General features: G+C 65.5%; 16 protein-coding genes. 12 read left to right on the forward strand and 4 right to left on the reverse strand.

What is annotated here, in order from left to right; all coding sequences use genetic code 11:
- The first annotated feature begins 17 nt into the window (after nt 1-17).
- From J7E83_RS10070 to J7E83_RS10080, 3 genes are read left to right on the forward strand one after another with little or no spacing between them, the layout of a single operon-like run.
- The gene (locus J7E83_RS10070) at nt 18-764 is read left to right on the forward strand and encodes a DUF5998 family protein (protein ID WP_214961655.1); all 747 of its coding nucleotides are present in this window, start codon (nt 18-20) and stop codon (nt 762-764) included.
- A gap of 1 nt (nt 765) precedes the next feature.
- Nucleotides 766-2,001, forward strand: a complete 1,236-nt coding sequence (locus J7E83_RS10075) for an alkaline phosphatase family protein (RefSeq protein WP_214961656.1) — start codon at nt 766-768, stop codon at nt 1,999-2,001.
- Nucleotides 1,994-2,713 (forward strand): thymidine kinase, encoded by a 720-nt coding sequence (locus J7E83_RS10080; RefSeq protein WP_214961657.1) that lies wholly within the window; start codon nt 1,994-1,996, stop codon nt 2,711-2,713. The genes J7E83_RS10075 and J7E83_RS10080 overlap by 8 nt, the downstream gene beginning before the upstream one ends.
- Before the next feature lie 2 nt (nt 2,714-2,715).
- On the opposite strand, the gene sepH is transcribed toward J7E83_RS10080, so the two are convergent.
- Nucleotides 2,716-4,125, reverse strand: coding sequence for a septation protein SepH (gene sepH / locus J7E83_RS10085; protein ID WP_214961658.1), 1,410 nt, complete (start codon nt 4,123-4,125; stop codon nt 2,716-2,718).
- 281 nt (nt 4,126-4,406) lie between these two features.
- Between sepH and J7E83_RS10090 the strand changes: the two genes are divergently transcribed.
- Nucleotides 4,407-4,706: a DUF4193 domain-containing protein gene (locus J7E83_RS10090; RefSeq protein ID WP_214961660.1), complete on the forward strand. Its 300-nt coding sequence runs from the start codon at nt 4,407-4,409 to the stop codon at nt 4,704-4,706.
- Nucleotides 4,707-4,712: 6 nt separating this feature from the next.
- Here the strand turns inward: J7E83_RS10090 and J7E83_RS10095 are convergent, their stop codons facing one another.
- Nucleotides 4,713-5,201, reverse strand: a complete 489-nt coding sequence (locus tag J7E83_RS10095) for a DUF3093 domain-containing protein (RefSeq protein WP_214961662.1) — start codon at nt 5,199-5,201, stop codon at nt 4,713-4,715.
- Between the two features lie 95 nt (nt 5,202-5,296).
- Here J7E83_RS10095 and dut point away from each other — a divergent pair, with 95 nt between their 5' ends.
- From dut to J7E83_RS10115, 4 genes are all read left to right on the forward strand, one after another.
- On the forward strand, nt 5,297-5,851 hold the full coding sequence (gene dut / locus J7E83_RS10100) for a dUTP diphosphatase (protein WP_396020528.1): 555 nt from the start codon (nt 5,297-5,299) through the stop codon (nt 5,849-5,851).
- Nucleotides 5,852-5,951: 100 nt separating this feature from the next.
- Entirely contained in the window at nt 5,952-6,674 is a 723-nt protein-coding gene (locus J7E83_RS10105) for a DUF3710 domain-containing protein (RefSeq protein WP_214961663.1), read from the forward strand.
- Nucleotides 6,667-7,029, forward strand: a complete 363-nt coding sequence (locus J7E83_RS10110) for a hypothetical protein (RefSeq protein WP_214961665.1) — start codon at nt 6,667-6,669, stop codon at nt 7,027-7,029. The genes J7E83_RS10105 and J7E83_RS10110 overlap by 8 nt, the downstream gene beginning before the upstream one ends.
- Nucleotides 7,026-7,781: a DUF3159 domain-containing protein gene (locus J7E83_RS10115; RefSeq protein ID WP_214961667.1), complete on the forward strand. Its 756-nt coding sequence runs from the start codon at nt 7,026-7,028 to the stop codon at nt 7,779-7,781. The genes J7E83_RS10110 and J7E83_RS10115 overlap by 4 nt, the downstream gene beginning before the upstream one ends.
- On the opposite strand, the gene J7E83_RS10120 is transcribed toward J7E83_RS10115, so the two are convergent.
- Nucleotides 7,748-8,497, reverse strand: coding sequence for a TrkA family potassium uptake protein (locus J7E83_RS10120; RefSeq protein WP_214961669.1), 750 nt, complete (start codon nt 8,495-8,497; stop codon nt 7,748-7,750). The two genes, J7E83_RS10115 and J7E83_RS10120, sit on opposite strands and share 34 nt — an antisense overlap.
- Entirely contained in the window at nt 8,494-9,168 is a 675-nt protein-coding gene (locus tag J7E83_RS10125; protein WP_214961670.1) for a TrkA family potassium uptake protein, read from the reverse strand. The genes J7E83_RS10120 and J7E83_RS10125 overlap by 4 nt, the downstream gene beginning before the upstream one ends.
- Nucleotides 9,169-9,287: 119 nt before the next feature.
- Between J7E83_RS10125 and J7E83_RS10130 the strand changes: the two genes are divergently transcribed.
- The 4 genes from J7E83_RS10130 (at nt 9,288) to dxs (ending at nt 17,762) form a co-directional block, all read left to right on the forward strand.
- Entirely contained in the window at nt 9,288-11,264 is a 1,977-nt protein-coding gene (locus tag J7E83_RS10130; RefSeq protein WP_214961672.1) for an APC family permease, read from the forward strand.
- Nucleotides 11,261-12,670, forward strand: a complete 1,410-nt coding sequence (locus tag J7E83_RS10135) for a class I SAM-dependent RNA methyltransferase (RefSeq protein WP_214961674.1) — start codon at nt 11,261-11,263, stop codon at nt 12,668-12,670. Before J7E83_RS10130 ends, J7E83_RS10135 begins: the two co-directional genes overlap by 4 nt.
- Nucleotides 12,671-12,835: 165 nt before the next feature.
- Nucleotides 12,836-15,661 (forward strand): aconitate hydratase, encoded by a 2,826-nt coding sequence (locus J7E83_RS10140; RefSeq protein WP_214961676.1) that lies wholly within the window; start codon nt 12,836-12,838, stop codon nt 15,659-15,661.
- Between the two features lie 127 nt (nt 15,662-15,788).
- Nucleotides 15,789-17,762 carry a 1-deoxy-D-xylulose-5-phosphate synthase gene (dxs, locus tag J7E83_RS10145; protein WP_214961678.1) on the forward strand — a complete coding sequence of 658 codons (1,974 nt, stop codon included), beginning with the start codon at nt 15,789-15,791 and terminating at the stop codon, nt 17,760-17,762.
- Nucleotides 17,763-17,766: the final 4 nt, after the last annotated feature.

The following is a 17,766-nucleotide window of genomic DNA, read 5'->3' on the forward strand; positions in this document are numbered from 1 at the left end:
TCTGTGAAAATGGGGCAATGAGCTCACAGCCTTCCACGCCGGTGCCCCCCACGCCCGGCAATGACAACCAGGCAGTCCGCCAGCACAGCTCACACAGCCACAGCGCGCAGGGCCAGAGCCTTGAGGGCGCGCTGCAGCAGGCAGGCTTCTACCCGCGGCTTGTGGCCGACGTCGTTGACGATGCGCTGGACGGCCGCGACTGCGTGGCACACCTCGTGCACCTGGAAACGCACTTCGACCGCGCCGAAGTACGCCGCCACATTACGGTTCTGGTCCTTACCTCGGACATGCTGGTGATCACCCACGTGGACGACCAGCAGCTGGATGAGGCCGGTGAACAAATCGTCGCCCAGATTTCCACCGAGTCAGTCCCCGTAGCACAGATCCGCTCCGTCGTGCTGAGCTACATGTACGCCCAGCCGCAGAACTACAAGCCCTCCGACCCCGTACGGGAGCTCACCCTCGCCATCGCCTGGTCTGGCGGCCAAAGGCTGGACATGGGGCCGGCCAGCTGTGGCGATCCGCAGTGCGAGGCGGACCACGGCTACAGCGGCACCATTGCCCAGGAGGACATCGTCCTGCGGATCAGCGCCGAGGCAGACGGCCTCCAGGCAGTCCAGGACGCCAAACTCTTCGCCCGCGCCCTCCGTGCGGTGAACACCGGATCAACCGCCCCCGCGCTGCACGCGAGGCAGGCGCTCCAGCCCCGTCCCCGGGCGGGGGTCTTCGGAAACCGCCTCAGCCGCGGACACCAGCAGCGCTGAAATGCCTGAGCATGGGAAAGCAACAGTCACTGCTCTGCCACCTGAAGGGAACACCCTGACGCCGAACCTGCCGCCGGCACCTGCCTTCGGCCAGCGGTCCATCGCCGAAGTGCTGACCAGTGCGGCAGCAAGCCTGGGAATCGAGGGGTTTAGGAATACCCTGGGCCTTCCCACGGCCTCGCGTGTCTGCGTGGTCGTGGCGGACGGCCTGGGCCGGAGCCTGCTGAAGCAGAAGTCGGCCCACACGCCGTTCCTGCGCTCAGTGATGCAGGCCGGGCAGGGTGAGGTCCCTGTGTGGCTGGACTCCACGTTTCCCTCCACCACGGCGGCAGCGCTGGCAAGCTTCGGCACGGGGCTGGTGCCGGGCCAGCACGGCCTGGTGGGCTACGACGTCCTGGACCCGGACCAGGACAAAGTTGTCAACATGCTGGGCAACTGGGATGCCGCCGTGGATCCGTTGGCGTGGCAGCCCTTTCCGACGGTGCTCGAACGGGCTGCTGCATGGGTTGACGTCACCACCATCAGCCTCCCGCAGTTCGGCAACTCGCCCATGACCCAGGCGGCGCTTCGCGGCGGCCGCTTTATCTCCGCCACATCAGCCCATGCCCGCACCGCCGCCGCTGCCGAAGCCATGGCCGCCAATGTGCCGTCGCTGATGTACTTCTATGTCAACGAGCTGGACAAGGCAGGCCACCGCTACGGCTGCCAGTCGGAACAGTGGGAACACCAGCTTGAGGAACTCGACGCCACGGTCAAGCGGCTCAACGCCTCGCTTCCAGCCGGAACCGTCGTGCTGCTCACCGCGGACCACGGAATGCTTGACGTTCCTGAGCAGCAGAGAATTGACTACGCGGCGGATCCTGCGCTCATCGACGGTGTGCGGCACACCGCGGGTGAGCCCCGGATGGTCCATCTCTACCTTGAGGACCCGGCGGATCCCTCAGGGCGTGAACGCCTGCTGGACGCGTGGCGTGCCCGTTTCGGCGAAAGGGTCTGGGCGTTTACCAGGGAGGAGGCCCTGGCCGGAGGGCTCTTCGGGCCGCTGCGCCCCGCCGTCGGGCCCCGCATCGGCGACGTCATGATCGCGGCGAGGGACGCCCTGGCACTGTATGACACCCGCCGCGTCCGTCCGGCCGCCATGGAGGTAGTGGGCCAGCACGGCTCACTGACGAAAGCGGAACGCGAAGTACCGCTGCTGTGCTTCCGGGCAGAAGGCAGGAAGACCGGCCGTGGCTGAGCTGGTGTTCTTCTCCGGAACCATGGACTGCGGAAAGTCCACGCTGGCACTGCAGATGGACCACAACCACCGCGCCCGGGGCCGGGGCGGCGTGCGGTTCAGCCGCAACGACCGCGCGGGCGGCTCCAGGATATCGAGCCGGCTGGGCCTGGAAACGGACGCCGTGGAAGTTATGGACGGCACGGATTTCTGGGATGAAGTGGTCAACCGGCGCACCCGGGGCCAGCGGGTGGATTACCTGATCTGCGATGAAGCCCAGTTCTATTCGCCTGTACAGGTGGAGCAGTTGGCCAGGGTGGTGGACGAGATCGACGTCGACGTTTTCGCTTTTGGCATCACTGCGGACTTCAGGACACGGCTCTTTCCCGGCTCCCAGCGGCTGATCGAGCTTGCCGACCGCGTCCAGGTGCTCCAGGTCGAAGCGTTGTGCTGGTGCGGGCGCCGGGCCACGCAGAACGCCCGCACCGTCGACGGCGTGATGGTCATGGAAGGCGCCCAGGTGGTGGTCGGAGACGTGGACATGGCAGGCGACCAGGCAGCCGCCGGAGGCGAGGGGCACGCGCCGGTGGTGGGATACGAGACCCTCTGCCGACGACACTACATGCGTCGTGTCACCGCGCACGGCGCCAACATCATGGCCCAGCAGGACCAGCTCCTGCCTTTTGAGGTGGATGCCTGCCTATGGCGGGGCTCCGGCGGAACCTCCGGCTAGGTTCAGTCGCCCCTGGTTCCGAAGACGATCTCATCCCAGGAGGGAATGCTTGAGCGCTTCGGCCTGGAGGGCTGCCGCTCCGGAACATCGGTGTCCCGCTCGTGACCTGGGCCGGAGGAAGTGTCTTCAGGACCCACCGGCCGGGCCGCGCGCCTCTGGCCGCCGCCCCCCAGCAGCTCGTCAAGGCCCACACTTGGCGGCGCATCCCCGGCGTCCTTGCGGGCCGCGTCTTTCGCAGTGGCAGTGTCATTCGAAGAGGCGGCGTCCCCAAGCGGTGCTGCGGGGGCGCCCGGGCGAAGCGGGGACGCCGCAATGGTGATCTCCCGGGTTTCGGTACTGACGCCGTCGTGCAGTTTCAGCATGTCATCCCCGGATCCCCGGTGCGGCGGCGTGAGGCTCAGCCGTGACAGCATGGACGGCCTGCCCTCGCGCTTGCGGGTGAGCGGATCTGCCGGGGCGGCATTTGCATCCTGGCGGGGTCCGGGCGAGCCTGCCGGGGCGGCAGATGCATCCTGGCGGGGTTCGGATTCCGGAGGAACTTCCGACGGCCTGGGATGTGCTGCCGGGACGCCGTGAGTCAACAGGAGGGCAAGGGCGTCATCGGCGTCTTCGTCAACGCCGAGCCGCTGTCCGCGGCGGGCACGGAGCATGTCAAGGAGACCGTCGGAGTCCTTGCCGGGGTGGGGAGCGCCGTGGGGTCCGCCAGCGTTGCGGGCAGCTGCCGCGTCAGCATCCGTTTCGAAGTCGAAGGGCCGGTCCGACACAGCCGCCAGGCGGCGCGCAGGCACGGGGCCCTCCAAAGGCTCCAACTCGCTAAGCTGCTGTGCCCAGCGGTTGGCGTTCTGCAACGACTTGCGTGCGGGGCTGAACGTCCAGAGGGCCGGCGGTTCCTCGCCGATGCCGGACGTGCCATCGTTCTTCGGCTCGAAACTGGCGGCGACTGTCCAGCTGCCATCCGGGCGGCGCCAGGAATCCCACTCGACGGAAGAGGGTTCAATGCCGTGCGCCGAAAGCCGGTGGGCCACCATGTCGTTCAGCGATGCCGGGTTGTCGCCAAAGACCGAGCGGTACATGTCATGGCCAGGCGATGGTGAAGCGACCTCCACTTTGCGAGCCTGCTGCGCAACGTACTCGCGTTCGGCGAGGACCGGACCCTCGTAGCGTTCTACCTTTCCAAGGGGCAGCCCGGAAAGCTCAGCCACGTCCGCCGCGGTAGCACCGCTTCGGATCCTCGCCTGAATGTCTCTTGGGGACATGGGAATGGGAGCGGTCCCGGCCGCACTCTTCGCCGAAGGCCGGCTCGCCGCCCGAAGTGCTTCGTCGATCGGCAGCCGGAACATCTCGCCGCCGGCACCGCTCAACAGGAGATGCTCTCCGTCGTCGTGCACGCCTACAAGCCGTAGATCCTGCATACAAATCCTCCACCCTGGCATTACTATCAATCGAAACTCTGCCACCCGGCGGCTCATTTTTCGGTTAGGAGCAAGGGCGCGCCGCGATATTCCGGGGCCTTTCGGGCCAGGGGCGGGGCTTGGCCGGGTTTGCCAGGCTGTGGCGGAGGATAGCGGCGCCGGGCTCTGGTTTTTGCCTCCGGCTTGCGGAAAGATGTGCCCCACAGGGGCACCAACGCTATGTGCCGGGCGTTATCAAGGGTGATACAAGCGGACAGCGGACAGGAGCGAGGTTAAGGGAGATGGCCACCGACTACGATGCGCCGAGAAAGTCCGAAGAAGACCTCAACGAGGATTCGCTGGAGGAGCTGAAGTCACGGCGGTCGGACAAACCCACCGCCGTGGTAGAAGAAGACGAGAGCGATCTCGCTGCAGGGTTCGAACTTCCTGGAGCGGATCTGTCGGGTGAGGAACTCCTCGTCCTGGTTGTCCCGCCGCAGGCGGATGAATTCACTTGCTCGTCGTGCTTCCTGGTCCGGCACCGTTCGCAGATAGCACGCGAAAAAGACGGACGGTTCTACTGCGAGGAATGCGAGGGCTGATCAGGCCTAGCTGGAGGACAGGGCGGCTGCCAGTTCTTCGGGCCGACGTGAGGACGCCAGCCAATAGGGAGTCCGGTCGGACGGATCGGTGATCTCGATCCTGACGACGGGATCGATCCAGCCCCTGATGCAAAGGTAGGCGAGCCCGTTCAGCCGGGTCCCGCGTTCCGCGGTTGCCTCCTTCCCCCGGAACGGCTGCACGGCACCGATAAACCTCCGCTCGATGGTGGCCCGGCCTACTGTGAGCGAATCCGCGGTGACAATGATGGTGGGCGTGGAGAGCACCAGCAGAACCGCCATGACCGCGAATAGTACCCCGGCAGCCGTATACCCCGCGGGCATGCTGATCGGTGCGAACACCAGGATCCCGGCACCGGCGATTCCCGCTGCGATCACCCAGACACCAACGTTGGGCCACAGCCTTTCCCTGAAAATCACCGTGGTAACGGCGGAAGGAGTCTCGGGAACAGGTGCAGTGGAGCTTGATTCGGGCATGTCCCCAGCTTTCCACCTTTCGGTGGCTATTTCATCTTGGGCCAGGGAAGGCGAAGCTAGCCCGGATTTGTTGGCGGACGTTAGAGTGAGTGACTGTGACTGATGAACTTGCCACTGTTGAAACTGCTCTTGACGGGACGCTGCCAGCCGACGAGCCGGCCGCCGCACCCGGCGAAGGCGCAGCCCACGGCGCGCCGACCCTGCAGGTACAGCTGAAAATGCTGGATGCGGGGCTGGAGGCGCCGTCCTACGCCCACCCCGGAGACGCGGGCGCGGACCTGCGGGCGCGTGAGGATGTGGTGCTGCAGCCCGGAGAGCGGAAGCTGGTTCCCACCGGGGTGGCCATCGCCTTGCCGGACGGCTACGTTGCGCTGATCCACCCGCGTTCAGGACTTGCCACCAAGCACGGGCTGACCATTGTCAATGCACCCGGGACGGTGGACGCCGGATATCGCGGGGAGATTTCGGTGACCCTGCTGAATACCGACGTCCGTCATGCCATCGAGCTGCGCCGCGGCGATAGAATTGCACAGATGGTGATCCAGCGGGTGGAGTACGCCCAGTTTGTTCCCGTCAACGAATTGAGCGGATCGGTACGCGGTGCGGGCGGATTCGGCTCCACCGGCGGATTCGCAGCCCCGAATCCCTGAACCCACGGCCGAGGCGGGCGTGTCCGGGGCGGCGATGAAGACTTTATGGCGGGACCCCCGGACCGGCCAGGCATATTCACTACTAAGGAGACGACCCCCCATGGTTTTTGGGCTCGGCAGGAAAGCCAGGAAAGATCACGTTGCCGGAGCGGATGATTCCGAGGCGTCCGAGGACCTGACAGATTCGGGGGAGAGCGCGGCGGACGCCACCGGGCCCCGCGCTTCAGGGCCTTTTGATGTCTCCGAAATCTCCAGCCGTGACGGTTACGTGGATCTTGGCGCGCTGCTGGTCGCCCCAAGCGAGGGACTCCAGTTGAGGCTTGAAGTTGAGGAAGCCACCCAGCGTGTAGTGGCCGTGACGATGGATCTGGACGGCTCGAGCCTGCAACTGCAGGCCTTCGCCGCACCCAAGTCCGAAGGTCTGTGGGACGAGATCAGGGAGCAGATCGGACAGTCCGTGGGCAGCCAGGGCGGCCAGGTCGAAGAAGTCCAGGGCGGTTTCGGGCCCGAACTCATCGCCAAACTACCTGCCGGAGCCGCGGACGGAAGCCAGGGCTACCGGGTGGCCCGATTCATCGGAGTAGACGGCCCGCGCTGGTTCCTGCGTGGAGTCCTGGGCGGTGCCGCGGCGATGGACCGTGAGGCCGCCGCTCCGCTGGAGTCGCTTTTCCGCCAGATTGTGGTGCTCCGGGGCGACAGCCCGATGCCGCCACGAGATCTGCTGCAGCTTCGCCTCCCCAAGGACGCCACCGTTACTCCGCCTGCAGGCACCCCTGATTTCCAGGAGCCCGAGCGCGGCCCGGAGATCACCCAGATTGGCTGATTCACTCCATGGCGGCCTTGCTCCGTCCGATGGGTCTGGCCTTCCGGTCAGCCTCCTCCCGGAAAAGGGCCGCGTTGTATGCCACGGGCAGATCGAATCGGTCACCTACATGCCAGCAGACCAGACGGCAGCCTTTACCGCCATCGTGACGGACCTGGAAGACCCGCGGCCAGCCCTTCGGGCCCCCACCGGGCGGCGCAGCCGGCTGCGCGTTGTCTGGCTGGGGCGCCGCCGCGTGCCGGGCGTCGACGCCGGAACTGAAGTCCGGCTGGAGGGTATGGTCACCCACAGCCAGGGCCTTACCACCATGTTCAATCCCCGCTACGAGATACTGTCCAGCCAGGAGAAGCAATGACCTCGCCCCAGCAGCCCGAGCCGTCCGCCAGGCCACCCCGGCCGGAGCCCGAGCCTTCCACCATCGCGGGACTCGCTGAAGGATACGCGGCGAAGGCCGGGCTTCACCGCACCCACGACGGCCGGGTCGATGTGCTCCGTAGCGCCGGCGGCATCCAGGGGATTGCCGAAAGCGTCCTCCCCGGCCTGGTTTTCCTGATCGCCTTCACTCTCACCCGGGACCTGACACCGTCGCTCGTTGCGGCCCTGGCGTCGGCCGTGGTGTTCACGGTAGTGCGCCTGGTGCAACGGCGCCCGCTGACGCAGGCCCTCGCCGGGGTTGTGGGCGTGGGCATCTCGGCCTGGCTCGCAAACACGACGGGAAAAGCAGAGGATTTCTATCTGCCAGGGTTCATCACCAACGCTGCGTACATCCTCGCCATGGCCATCTCGATCTTGGTCAAATGGCCAGTGGCCGGGCTGCTGTTCGGCTTCATCCGCAACGAAGGCATCGAGTGGCGCAAGGATCCTGCCCGTGTGAAGGCATACCGCCTTGGCACGTGGATTATCGTCGCGGTCCTGGTGCTCCGCCTCGTGGTCCAGGTTCCCCTGTACCTGATGGGCGGGGACGGGCTGGCGGCGCTGGCCACCATGCGGCTCATCATGGGAGCTCCGCTGTACATCCTTGGCATCTGGATTGCCTGGCTCGTCACCCGGCCGGCTCCGGTCGAAGATGGAGCTCAGCCGTCGAATCCGTCACCTTCCGCGACCTGAGCCTCAACGGGCTGTAGGCCGTCGGAGTGCTCGCCGGCTTGGTCCGGGGTCTCCCCAGACTCCGGAGAGAGCAGGGCGCGGAGTTCATCCTCGGCCGCGATGGTGGTGACGAAGAACAGCTCGTCCCCGCCGTCGATCACATCATCGCGGCTGGGGGTAATGGGGGCGTGGTCACGGAGGATGGCAACAAGCGTGGAGTCCTCGGGCCAACGGATCTCACCGACGGTCAGGCCGATGGCATGGGAGTCATGCGGGACGGTGAACTCCACGATCGAGGACACCCCGGTCTGAAGCGTGAGCAGCCGCACGAGGTCGCCGATCTCCACGGCTTCCTCCACCAGGGCGGTCATGAGCTGCGGCGTATTGACCGCAACGTCCACGCCCCAGGAATCGTTGAACATCCAGTCGTTTTTGGGGTTGTTGACCCGGCCCACCGTGCGGCCCACGCCGAATTCGGTCTTGGCCAGGAGGGAGACCACCAGGTTCACCTTGTCGTCGCCAGTTGCCGAAACCACGACGTCGGCGTCTTCCACCTTGGCGCCCTGCAGCGTGCTGAGTTCGCAGGCATCGCCCACCAGCCAGTGCGCGCCCCGCAGTCCGCTGCGGCCGATGACCTCCGGTTTTAGGTCAATGAGCAGGATTTCATGTTTGTGGGCCAGCAGCTCCCTGGCGATCGATGACCCGACGCTGCCGGCGCCGACGATAACAACTTTCACTGCGACTCCTTGGCGGGGGCTTTGGCCAGGACCTGGCTGACCTGGGAACTGCGGTCCACCTGCAGCATGGCGTGCACGGTGTCGCCGTCCTGAAAAGCGGTTCCGGCTTCGGGAAGCACACCTTCGCCGAAGCGCGTGAGATACGCCACCCGGACGTCCGCGGCTTTTTCGATCTCGCTGATTCGGTGACCGATCCAGCCGGCGTCGAGCTCCAGCTCGGCGAGCACGAGGCGGCCCGAAGGTTCACGGAAATCGCCGGCGAGGTGCTGCTCGGGAAGAATGCGGCGCAGGACCTGGTCGGCGCTCCACCGGACGGCGGCGACGGTGGGGATTCCGAGGCGCTGGTAGATCTCGGCCCGGCCGGGATCATAGATTCTGGCAACGACATGGGGGACATGGAAGGTCTCCCGTGCCACGCGGGTGGCCAGGATATTGGAGTTGTCACCACTGGAAACGGCCGCGAAGGCGTACGCATCCGCGACGCCGGCCTGCATCAGGGTGTCGCGGTCAAAGCCGACTCCTGTGACCTTCCGCCCGGTGAAGCCCTGGCGAAGCCTGCGGAAAGCGCGGTCGTCCTGGTCGATAATGGCTACAGAGTGGCCGGCGTCCTCCAGCGTGTGTGCCAGCGTCGCCCCTACCCTGCCACATCCCATGATCACGAAATGCGCCACCCGTATCTCCTCGACTTTCCTCGCCCGTTGCTGCTATTAGAACTCTACCGGCACTGCAGCTGTTGCAGCGGCCCGCACCCCGTCATGACATAGCCCGCGAATCAGACTAGCTTTGTGGGGTGTTGACAATACTGAACGCCGTGAAGCGGGTGCTGGTGGGCAGGCCCTTCAGGAACGACCGGCTCGCCCATACGCTGCTTCCGAAGCGCATAGCGCTGCCCGTTTTCGCCTCGGACGCGCTGTCCTCCGTGGCCTACGCACCGGACGAAATCCTGCTGACGCTGGCGCTTGCCGGGGTGAGTGCCGTGGCGCTCTCGCCGTGGGTGGGACTCGCCGTGATGGTGGTGCTGCTGACCGTGGTGGCGTCCTACCGGCAGAACGTGCACGCCTACCCTTCCGGCGGGGGCGACTACGAGATCGCCAACGAGAACCTCGGCAAGTACGCCGGACTGACGGTCGCTGCGGCGCTCCTGGTGGACTACGTCCTGACGGTGGCGGTGTCAATGTCCTCGGCCGCGGCCTACCTGACCACTGCCGTGCCTTCCCTGCATGGCCAGCAGGCCGCCATCGCCACCATCGGCGTCGTGATCCTTGCCCTGGTCAACCTTCGTGGCATCAAGGAAGCCGGCAATGTTTTCGCGGTTCCCACCTATATTTTCATGGCCTCGATCCTGGGCATGACGGCTGTGGGTGTCTTCCAGGCGGCAACAGGGCAGCTTGGGGAAGCCCCGTCAGCGGCGTTCACGATCGTTCCGGCCCCCGGCTTCGACCAGGGGCTCGTGGGACTGGCGGGCGCGTTCCTCCTGCTGCGGGCGTTTTCTTCGGGCGCCGCTGCCCTGACCGGCGTCGAGGCGATCAGCAACGGAGTGCCAAACTTCAAGGTGCCGAAGAGCAAGAATGCCGCCACGACGCTGCTGCTCCTGGGCGTTATCGGCGCCGCGATGCTGGCCGGCATCATTTACCTGGCCAACGCCACCAAGGTCCACATTGTGCTGGATCCGGCCCGGGAGTTCCTCCTGGATGGCAAGCCGCTTCCGGAGGACTACATCCAGAATCCGGCCATCAGCCAGATTGCGCAGACCATCTTCGGCCCGGGTTCGATCCCGTTCTACATCGTGGTTGCGGCCACGGGAGTGATCCTGGTTTTTGCGTCCAACACTGCCTTCAACGGGTTCCCTGTGCTCGGTTCCATCCTGGCGCAGGATGGCTACCTTCCCCGCCAGTTGCGCACGAGGGGGGACCGGCTGGCGTACAGCAACGGCGTGCTGGCCCTCGCCGCGGGTGCCCTGGTGCTGATCATCGCCTTCAATGCCGATGTCACCAAGCTGATCCAGCTCTACATCGTGGGCGTCTTCATTTCCTTTACCATGAGCCAGCTGGGCATGATCAGGCACTGGGGCAGGCAGCTCAAGCTGGCCAAGGACAAGTCGGTGCGGCTCCGGATGGCAAAGTCCCGCACCATCAACAGCATCGGGTTCGGCATGACTGGGCTGGTGCTGGTCATCGTCCTGATCACCAAGTTCGAGCAGGGGGCCTGGATCGCGCTGCTGGCCATGTTCCTGCTGTTCTTGATCATGTGGAGCATCCGGGCACACTACGACAACGTGGCCAAGGAGCTGGCGGTGGACGAGGACTCCTCGCCGCGCGCCCTTCCTTCCCGGGTGCACGCTGTCCTCCTGGTCTCCCACGTCCGCAAGCCTGTCCTCCGGGCGCTGGCATACGCCCGCGCCTCAAGGCCTTCACGCCTGGACGCCATCACGGTGGACATCAACGCCGAGGAGACCGCGCATACGGTGGCGGACTGGGAGAAGCTCGAGATCCCCGTCCCGCTCACAGTCCTCGCGAGCCCCTACCGGGAGACCATCACGCCCATCATGGAATACGTGAAGAACATGCGGCGCGATTCCCCCCGCGACCTCATCGTGGTCTACATCCCCGAGTACGTGGTGGGCAAATGGTGGGAACAGCTGGTCCACAACCAGACGGCCCTGCGCATCAAAACCAGGTTGCACTTCGAACCTGGCGTGATGGTGGCCAGCGTCCCGTGGCAGCTCAAATCGTCCGAAGAAGCCAAGAACCTGCAGGATATCCGATGAACCCTAAGACACAGGCCGCCCCCAGCCCGGCCGCCGAGGCTGTGACGGAACTGGTGCTCGACGTCGGTCCGGTGGCCCATGGCGGACACTGCGTGGCCCGCCACGAAGGCAGGGTGATCTTTGTTCGGCACGGCATCCCGGGCGAGAAAGTCCGTGCCAGGCTGACGGAGGCGGGGGAGTCCGCCAAGTTTTGGCGCGCCGACGTCGTGGAGGTGCTGGACGCCTCGCCCGACCGTGTTGATCACTTCTGGCACCTCGCCGACTCCCGGCGCGCGTGGGCGCACGGCCACCCGCCGGTGGGCGGCGCTGAATTCGGCCACATCACCCTGGCCCGCCAGCGTGCCCTTAAATCCGCAGTGCTGGCAGAACAGCTCAAGCGGCTCGCCGCCGTCGAACTCTTCCCCGAACCGGAGAACCCATCGGAGAACGGTCTCGTGGAGGCAGTGGGCGGCGGGCGGCAGGACACAGGTCAACAGCACGACGCCGGCAGTGGCCTGGGGTGGCGGACCCGCGCCAGCTTCTCGGTCACCACAGGCGGCAAGCTGGGCATGCACGCCCACCGCTCCGACCACATCATCCCCGTCCGGGAAATGCCGCTCGCAGTGGACGGGATCAACCGCCTGCGCCTCTGGGACATCGACCTGCAGGGCATTGAGCGCGTGGAGGTAGCGGCACCGGCCAACGGCTCACGTCCCCTCGTCCTCCTGGCCCCTGCCCCCGGCACGAAGGCAAAGCGACTCAGCGCGATCGTCGACCAGCTCCCGGATGACGTCTCCGTGGCCACCTTCGACCCGCTCAAGGACGAGGCCAGGCAGCTGCGTGGCCGGACCTGGGTCCAGGAGTCCGCCGCAGGACATGACTACCGGATTACAGGCGCCGGTTTCTGGCAGATCCACCGCGACGCGCCCGGAGCTCTTGTGGGGGCCGTCACAGAATTCCTCCATGATGGCGGCTTCCTCGAGCCTGGCTCGGTGGTGGCTGACCTCTACGCCGGCGCTGGCCTGTTCACCGCGCCGCTGGCGGATGCGGTGGGGGAGACCGGCTCGGTCCTGTCCGTGGAAGGTGCGCCGGGAACCAGCCGGGACGCGCGCAAGAACCTGCACGGGGCACCGCAAGTGGAGATCGTCCAGGGGCGGGTTGAGCGTGTGCTGCGCCAGAAACCGCGGAATTTTGACGCACTGGTGCTTGACCCGCCCCGGGCAGGTGCGGGAAAGGCGGTGGTGGACCAGTTGATCGCCGCGGGTCCCCGGGCCATTGCTTATGTGTCGTGCGATCCGGCGTCATTCGCCCGTGACGTGGGTTACTTCCAGCAGGGAGGCTGGTCCCTGGCCGGCCTGCGGGCATTCGATCTCTATCCGCACACCCACCACCTGGAGGCGGTGGCATTGCTGATGCCGCGCCGGTGAAGCCACAACTATTTGCACTAGTATGGCGGTAGTAGTCCCACGTCGCGCTCCGTATTCACGGCGGCCACCTGCAATTCTTCCGGGTCTGCACTAATTAGGACTTCCTAACTAGCAAGCGGTCTACCGCGCGACAAAGATGAAAACTGTTGCGAGAGGAGTCCTGCGATGAGCACTGTGGACAGCTTCGGTTCAAAAGGCAAACTTAATGTAGCCGGAACCGAATACGAAATTTTCCGGTTGAACTCCGTTGAAGGTGCAGAAAACCTTCCGTTCAGCCTCAAGGTATTGCTTGAAAACCTGTTGAGGACCGAGGACGGCGCGAATATTACGGCCGACCACGTCCGCGCCCTGGCCGGCTGGGACCCCAGCGCCCAGCCCGACACTGAAATCCAGTTCACGCCGGCGCGCGTGATCATGCAGGACTTCACTGGCGTGCCCTGCGTGGTGGACCTGGCCACGATGCGCGAGGCCGTCAAGGAGCTCGGCGGAGACCCCAAGCGGGTCAACCCGCTGGCACCGGCGGAAATGGTGATCGACCACTCGGTGCAGATCGACGCCTTCGGCAACTCCGGCGCACTGGAGCGCAACATGGAGATCGAGTACCAGCGCAACGGTGAGCGGTACCAGTTCCTGCGTTGGGGCCAGACCGCATTCGACGACTTCAAGGTGGTGCCGCCGGGAACCGGCATCGTGCACCAGGTCAACATCGAGTACCTGGCGCGGACCGTCATGACCCGTGAGGTTGACGGCGTCGTTCGTGCCTACCCCGACACCTGCGTCGGTACCGACTCGCACACCACCATGGTCAACGGCCTGGGCGTGCTTGGTTGGGGCGTTGGCGGCATCGAAGCCGAGGCGGCCATGCTCGGCCAGCCCGTCTCCATGCTGATTCCGCGTGTTGTGGGTTTCAAGCTGACGGGCTCCATCCCGGCCGGTGCAACCGCCACGGACGTCGTGCTGACCATCACCGAACAGCTGCGCAAGCACGGCGTTGTGGGCAAGTTCGTGGAGTTCTATGGCGAAGGCGTCGCGGCTGTGCCGCTGGCCAACCGCGCGACTATCGGCAACATGAGCCCCGAGTTCGGTTCCACTGCCGCCATGTTCCCGATCGATGACGTCACCCTGGAGTACCTGCGCCTCACCGGCCGCTCCGACGAGAACGTCGCCCTCGTGGAGGCTTACGCCAAGGAACAAGGCCTCTGGCACGATCCTTCCCACGAGATCAAGTTCTCCGAGTATCTTGAGCTGGACCTGTCCACCGTGGTTCCCTCCATTTCCGGCCCGAAGCGTCCCCAGGACCGCATCGTGCTCACCGAGGCCAAGGACGAGTTCCGCCACGACCTGCTCAACTACGTTTCCCACAACGCCGACGCCGGCACCTTGGACGAGTCCCTGGAAGAGAGCTTCCCGGCCTCGGATCCGCCGTCGTTCACGCAGCCTGACACCCACGTCACGGACACGGACCGCGTGCCGCCCATCTACTCCGCAGCACACGGGGCTGCCGGCCGGGTCTCCAATGCCGTTGGCGTGAAGACTGAAGACGGGCGGGAGTTTGAACTGGACCACGGGGCAGTCGCCATCGCCTCCATCACGTCCTGCACCAACACCTCCAACCCCTCGGTCATGCTGGCGGCCGCGCTGCTCGCCCGCAACGCCGTCGACAAGGGCCTGACGTCCAAGCCGTGGGTCAAGACCTCTGTGGCCCCCGGTTCCAAGGTTGTCACTGACTATTACGAGAAGTCCGGCCTGACCCCGTACCTGGAGAAGCTTGGCTTCTACATTGTCGGCTACGGCTGCGCCACCTGCATCGGCAACTCCGGCCCGCTCGACGCCGAAATCTCCGAGGCCATCCAGGCCAACGATCTTTCTGTCGCCGCCGTGCTGTCCGGTAACCGCAACTTCGAAGGCCGTATCAACCCGGACGTCAAGATGAACTACCTGGCCTCCCCGCCGCTGGTCATCGCCTACGCTCTGGCCGGATCCATGGACTTCGACTTCGAGACCGACTCCCTCGGCCAGGACGAAGCCGGAAACGACGTCTTCCTGAAGGACATCTGGCCGAACCCGGTCGAGGTCCAGCAGGTCATCGACTCCTCGATCGACAAGGAAATGTTCGCCCGCGGCTACGAGGGCGTCTTCGACGGCGACGACCGCTGGAAAGCGCTCGACACGCCGGCCGGCGACACCTTCGCCTGGGATCCGAACTCCACGTACGTGCGGAAGCCCCCGTACTTCGAGGGCATGAAGGCGCAGCCGGAGGCCGTTACCGACATCACCGGCGCCCGCGTGCTGCTTAAGCTCGGCGATTCGGTCACCACGGACCACATCTCCCCGGCTGGTTCCTTCAAGTCCGACACCCCCGCTGGCCAGTACCTCCTGGCCAACGGAGTAGAGCGCAAGGACTTCAACTCCTACGGCTCCCGGCGCGGAAACCACGAGGTCATGATCCGTGGCACGTTCGCCAATATCCGCATCAAGAACCAGCTCCTGGACGGCGTGGAGGGTGGCTTCACCCGCGACTTCAGCCAGGCTGACGGCCCGCAGGCCTACGTCTACGACGCCGCCCAGAACTACCAGGCAGCCGGCACTCCGCTGGTGGTCCTGGCTGGCAAGGAATACGGATCCGGCTCATCACGCGACTGGGCAGCCAAGGGCACCGCGCTCCTGGGCGTGAAGGCGGTCATTGCCGAAAGCTACGAGCGCATCCACCGCTCCAACCTGATCGGCATGGGCGTCCTTCCCCTGCAGTACCCGGCCGGAGAATCCGCAGCAACCCTGGGCCTCACGGGCACCGAGGTCTTCGCGGTCGAAGGTGTGACCGCCCTGAACGAAGGCACCACGCCGAAGACACTCAAGGTCACCGCCACCGCTGAGGACGGCTCTGTCACGTCGTTTGACGCCGTGCTCCGCATCGATACCCCAGGCGAGGCGGACTACTACCGCAACGGCGGCATCCTGCAGTACGTGCTCCGCCAGATCTCCGTGAACTAGCGGGTTCTGAACCGAAGCACCACCCTCCGAAGCCCCGGCCGGTCACCGACCAGCCGGGGCTTCGGCTATGCATTTCAGTCAAGGCGTTAGAGTTAAAAGGCACGTCTACCACCCGAAGGAGGGGTCATTGGGAATCTTGGACACCATCCGGAATCCGCAGGACCTGAACGAGTTGTCACAAAGCCAGTTGGAGCAACTGGCTGGTGAGATCAGGAGTTTCCTGATCGCCAACGTCTCGCAGACGGGTGGACACCTCGGCCCCAACCTCGGCGTCGTGGAAATGACGCTTGCCGTGCACCGCATTTTTGACTCACCCCGGGACAGCATCGTTTTCGACACCGGGCACCAGTCCTACGTCCACAAGCTCCTGACCGGCCGGCAGGACTTCAGTACATTGCGCCAGCAGGGCGGAATGTCCGGCTACCCGTCCCGCGCCGAGTCCGAACACGACATCGTGGAAAGCTCCCATGCATCTTCGTCTCTGTCCTGGGCAGATGGCATCTCCAGGGCGAGGCAGCTCACCGGCGAGGGCGACCGCTATGTTGTCGCAGTGGTGGGGGACGGTGCTCTGACGGGCGGAATGGCCTGGGAGGCCATCAACAACATCGCTGCTGACAAGCGGCGGCGCGTGGTGATCGTCGTGAACGACAATGGGCGGTCATACGCGCCAACGGTTGGCGGTTTCGCGGACTACCTGGCCTCCCTCCGGCCCACCATCGATTCCTTCCGTGCTGCGCCCGCGTATGAGGGCACCCTGGACTGGTGGAGGCGGAAGCTCCAGAAGAGCGGCCCGCTCGGACAGTTCACCTACAAGAGCCTGCATGCCATGAAGAAGGGCATCAAGGACTGGTGGGCCCCCCAGGGAATGTTCGAAGACCTCGGCATGAAGTACATCGGCCCGGTGGATGGCCACAACCTCCAGGCCATGGAGCTTGCACTGTCCACTGCCAGGCACTACGCAGGCCCGGTTATCGTGCACGCCATGACCGAAAAGGGCCACGGGTACGCACCGGCGCGGGCCCATGAAGCGGACCAGTTCCACGCCGTCGGCATCATCGATCCAGAGACCGGCGAACCGACGGGTTCCGCCGGCGCCCAGTCCTGGACCTCGGTTTTCGCCGACGAGATTGCCGCGATCGCCGATGAACGCGACGACATCGTCGGTATCACCGGTGCGATGCTGATTCCCGTGGGGCTGCATAAGTTCGCTGCGAGGCACCCGGACCGCGTCATCGACGTCGGCATCGCAGAGCAGCACGCCCTTACTTCGGCCGCCGGTATGGCCTTCGGTGGCCTCCACCCGGTGGTTGCGGTGTACGCCACCTTCCTGAACCGCGCCTTCGACCAGCTCCTGATGGATGTCGCGCTGCACAAAGCCGGTGTCACAATCGTCCTGGACCGGGCCGGCGTCACTGGCCCGGACGGCGCAAGCCACCACGGCATGTGGGACATGTCCATGGTCCAGATCGTTCCGGGGCTCCACCTAGCGGCACCCCGTGACGCGACACGGCTGCGTGAAGAACTCCGGGAGGCCGTGGCGATCAGCGACGCCCCGAGCGTGGTGCGGTATTCCAAGGGGACCGTGGGTGCTGAAGTGGAAGCCATCGAACAATTGAGCGACGGCGTGGATGTGCTGGCCCGCCGGCCTTCCGGTTCCACCGAGAACGATGTGCTGATCGTCAGCGTAGGCGCCATGTCCGAACTCGCCCTGGACGTCGCCAACAGGCTGGGTGCCCAGGGCATCAGCAGCACCGTGGTGGATCCACGCTGGGTTCTCCCCGTACGCCGCTCAATCATTGCCCTGGCGTCCCATCACCGGCTGGTGATCTGCATCGAGGACGGCGTGCGCGCGGGCGGCGTGGGTTCCCGGATCCGGCAGGAAATGCGTGGCGCGGGGGTGGACACTGCCCTGAACGAGGTAGGACTGCCTGCCGAGTTCCTCGACCATGGGACCCGTAGCCAGGTGCTGGAACGCGTGGGACTTACGGCCCAGCAGATAACGCACGACGTCGTGGCCCAGGTTCTGGGGACGAAGGTCCCCTTTGCGCGTCCCCTGCCTGGGCAGCAGCATCCCACCACCGGCAGTCTGCCGATCCTGTGAGGGA

Source organism: Arthrobacter sp. ISL-48 (genome assembly GCF_018613805.1).
Classification (GTDB): domain Bacteria; phylum Actinomycetota; class Actinomycetes; order Actinomycetales; family Micrococcaceae; genus Arthrobacter.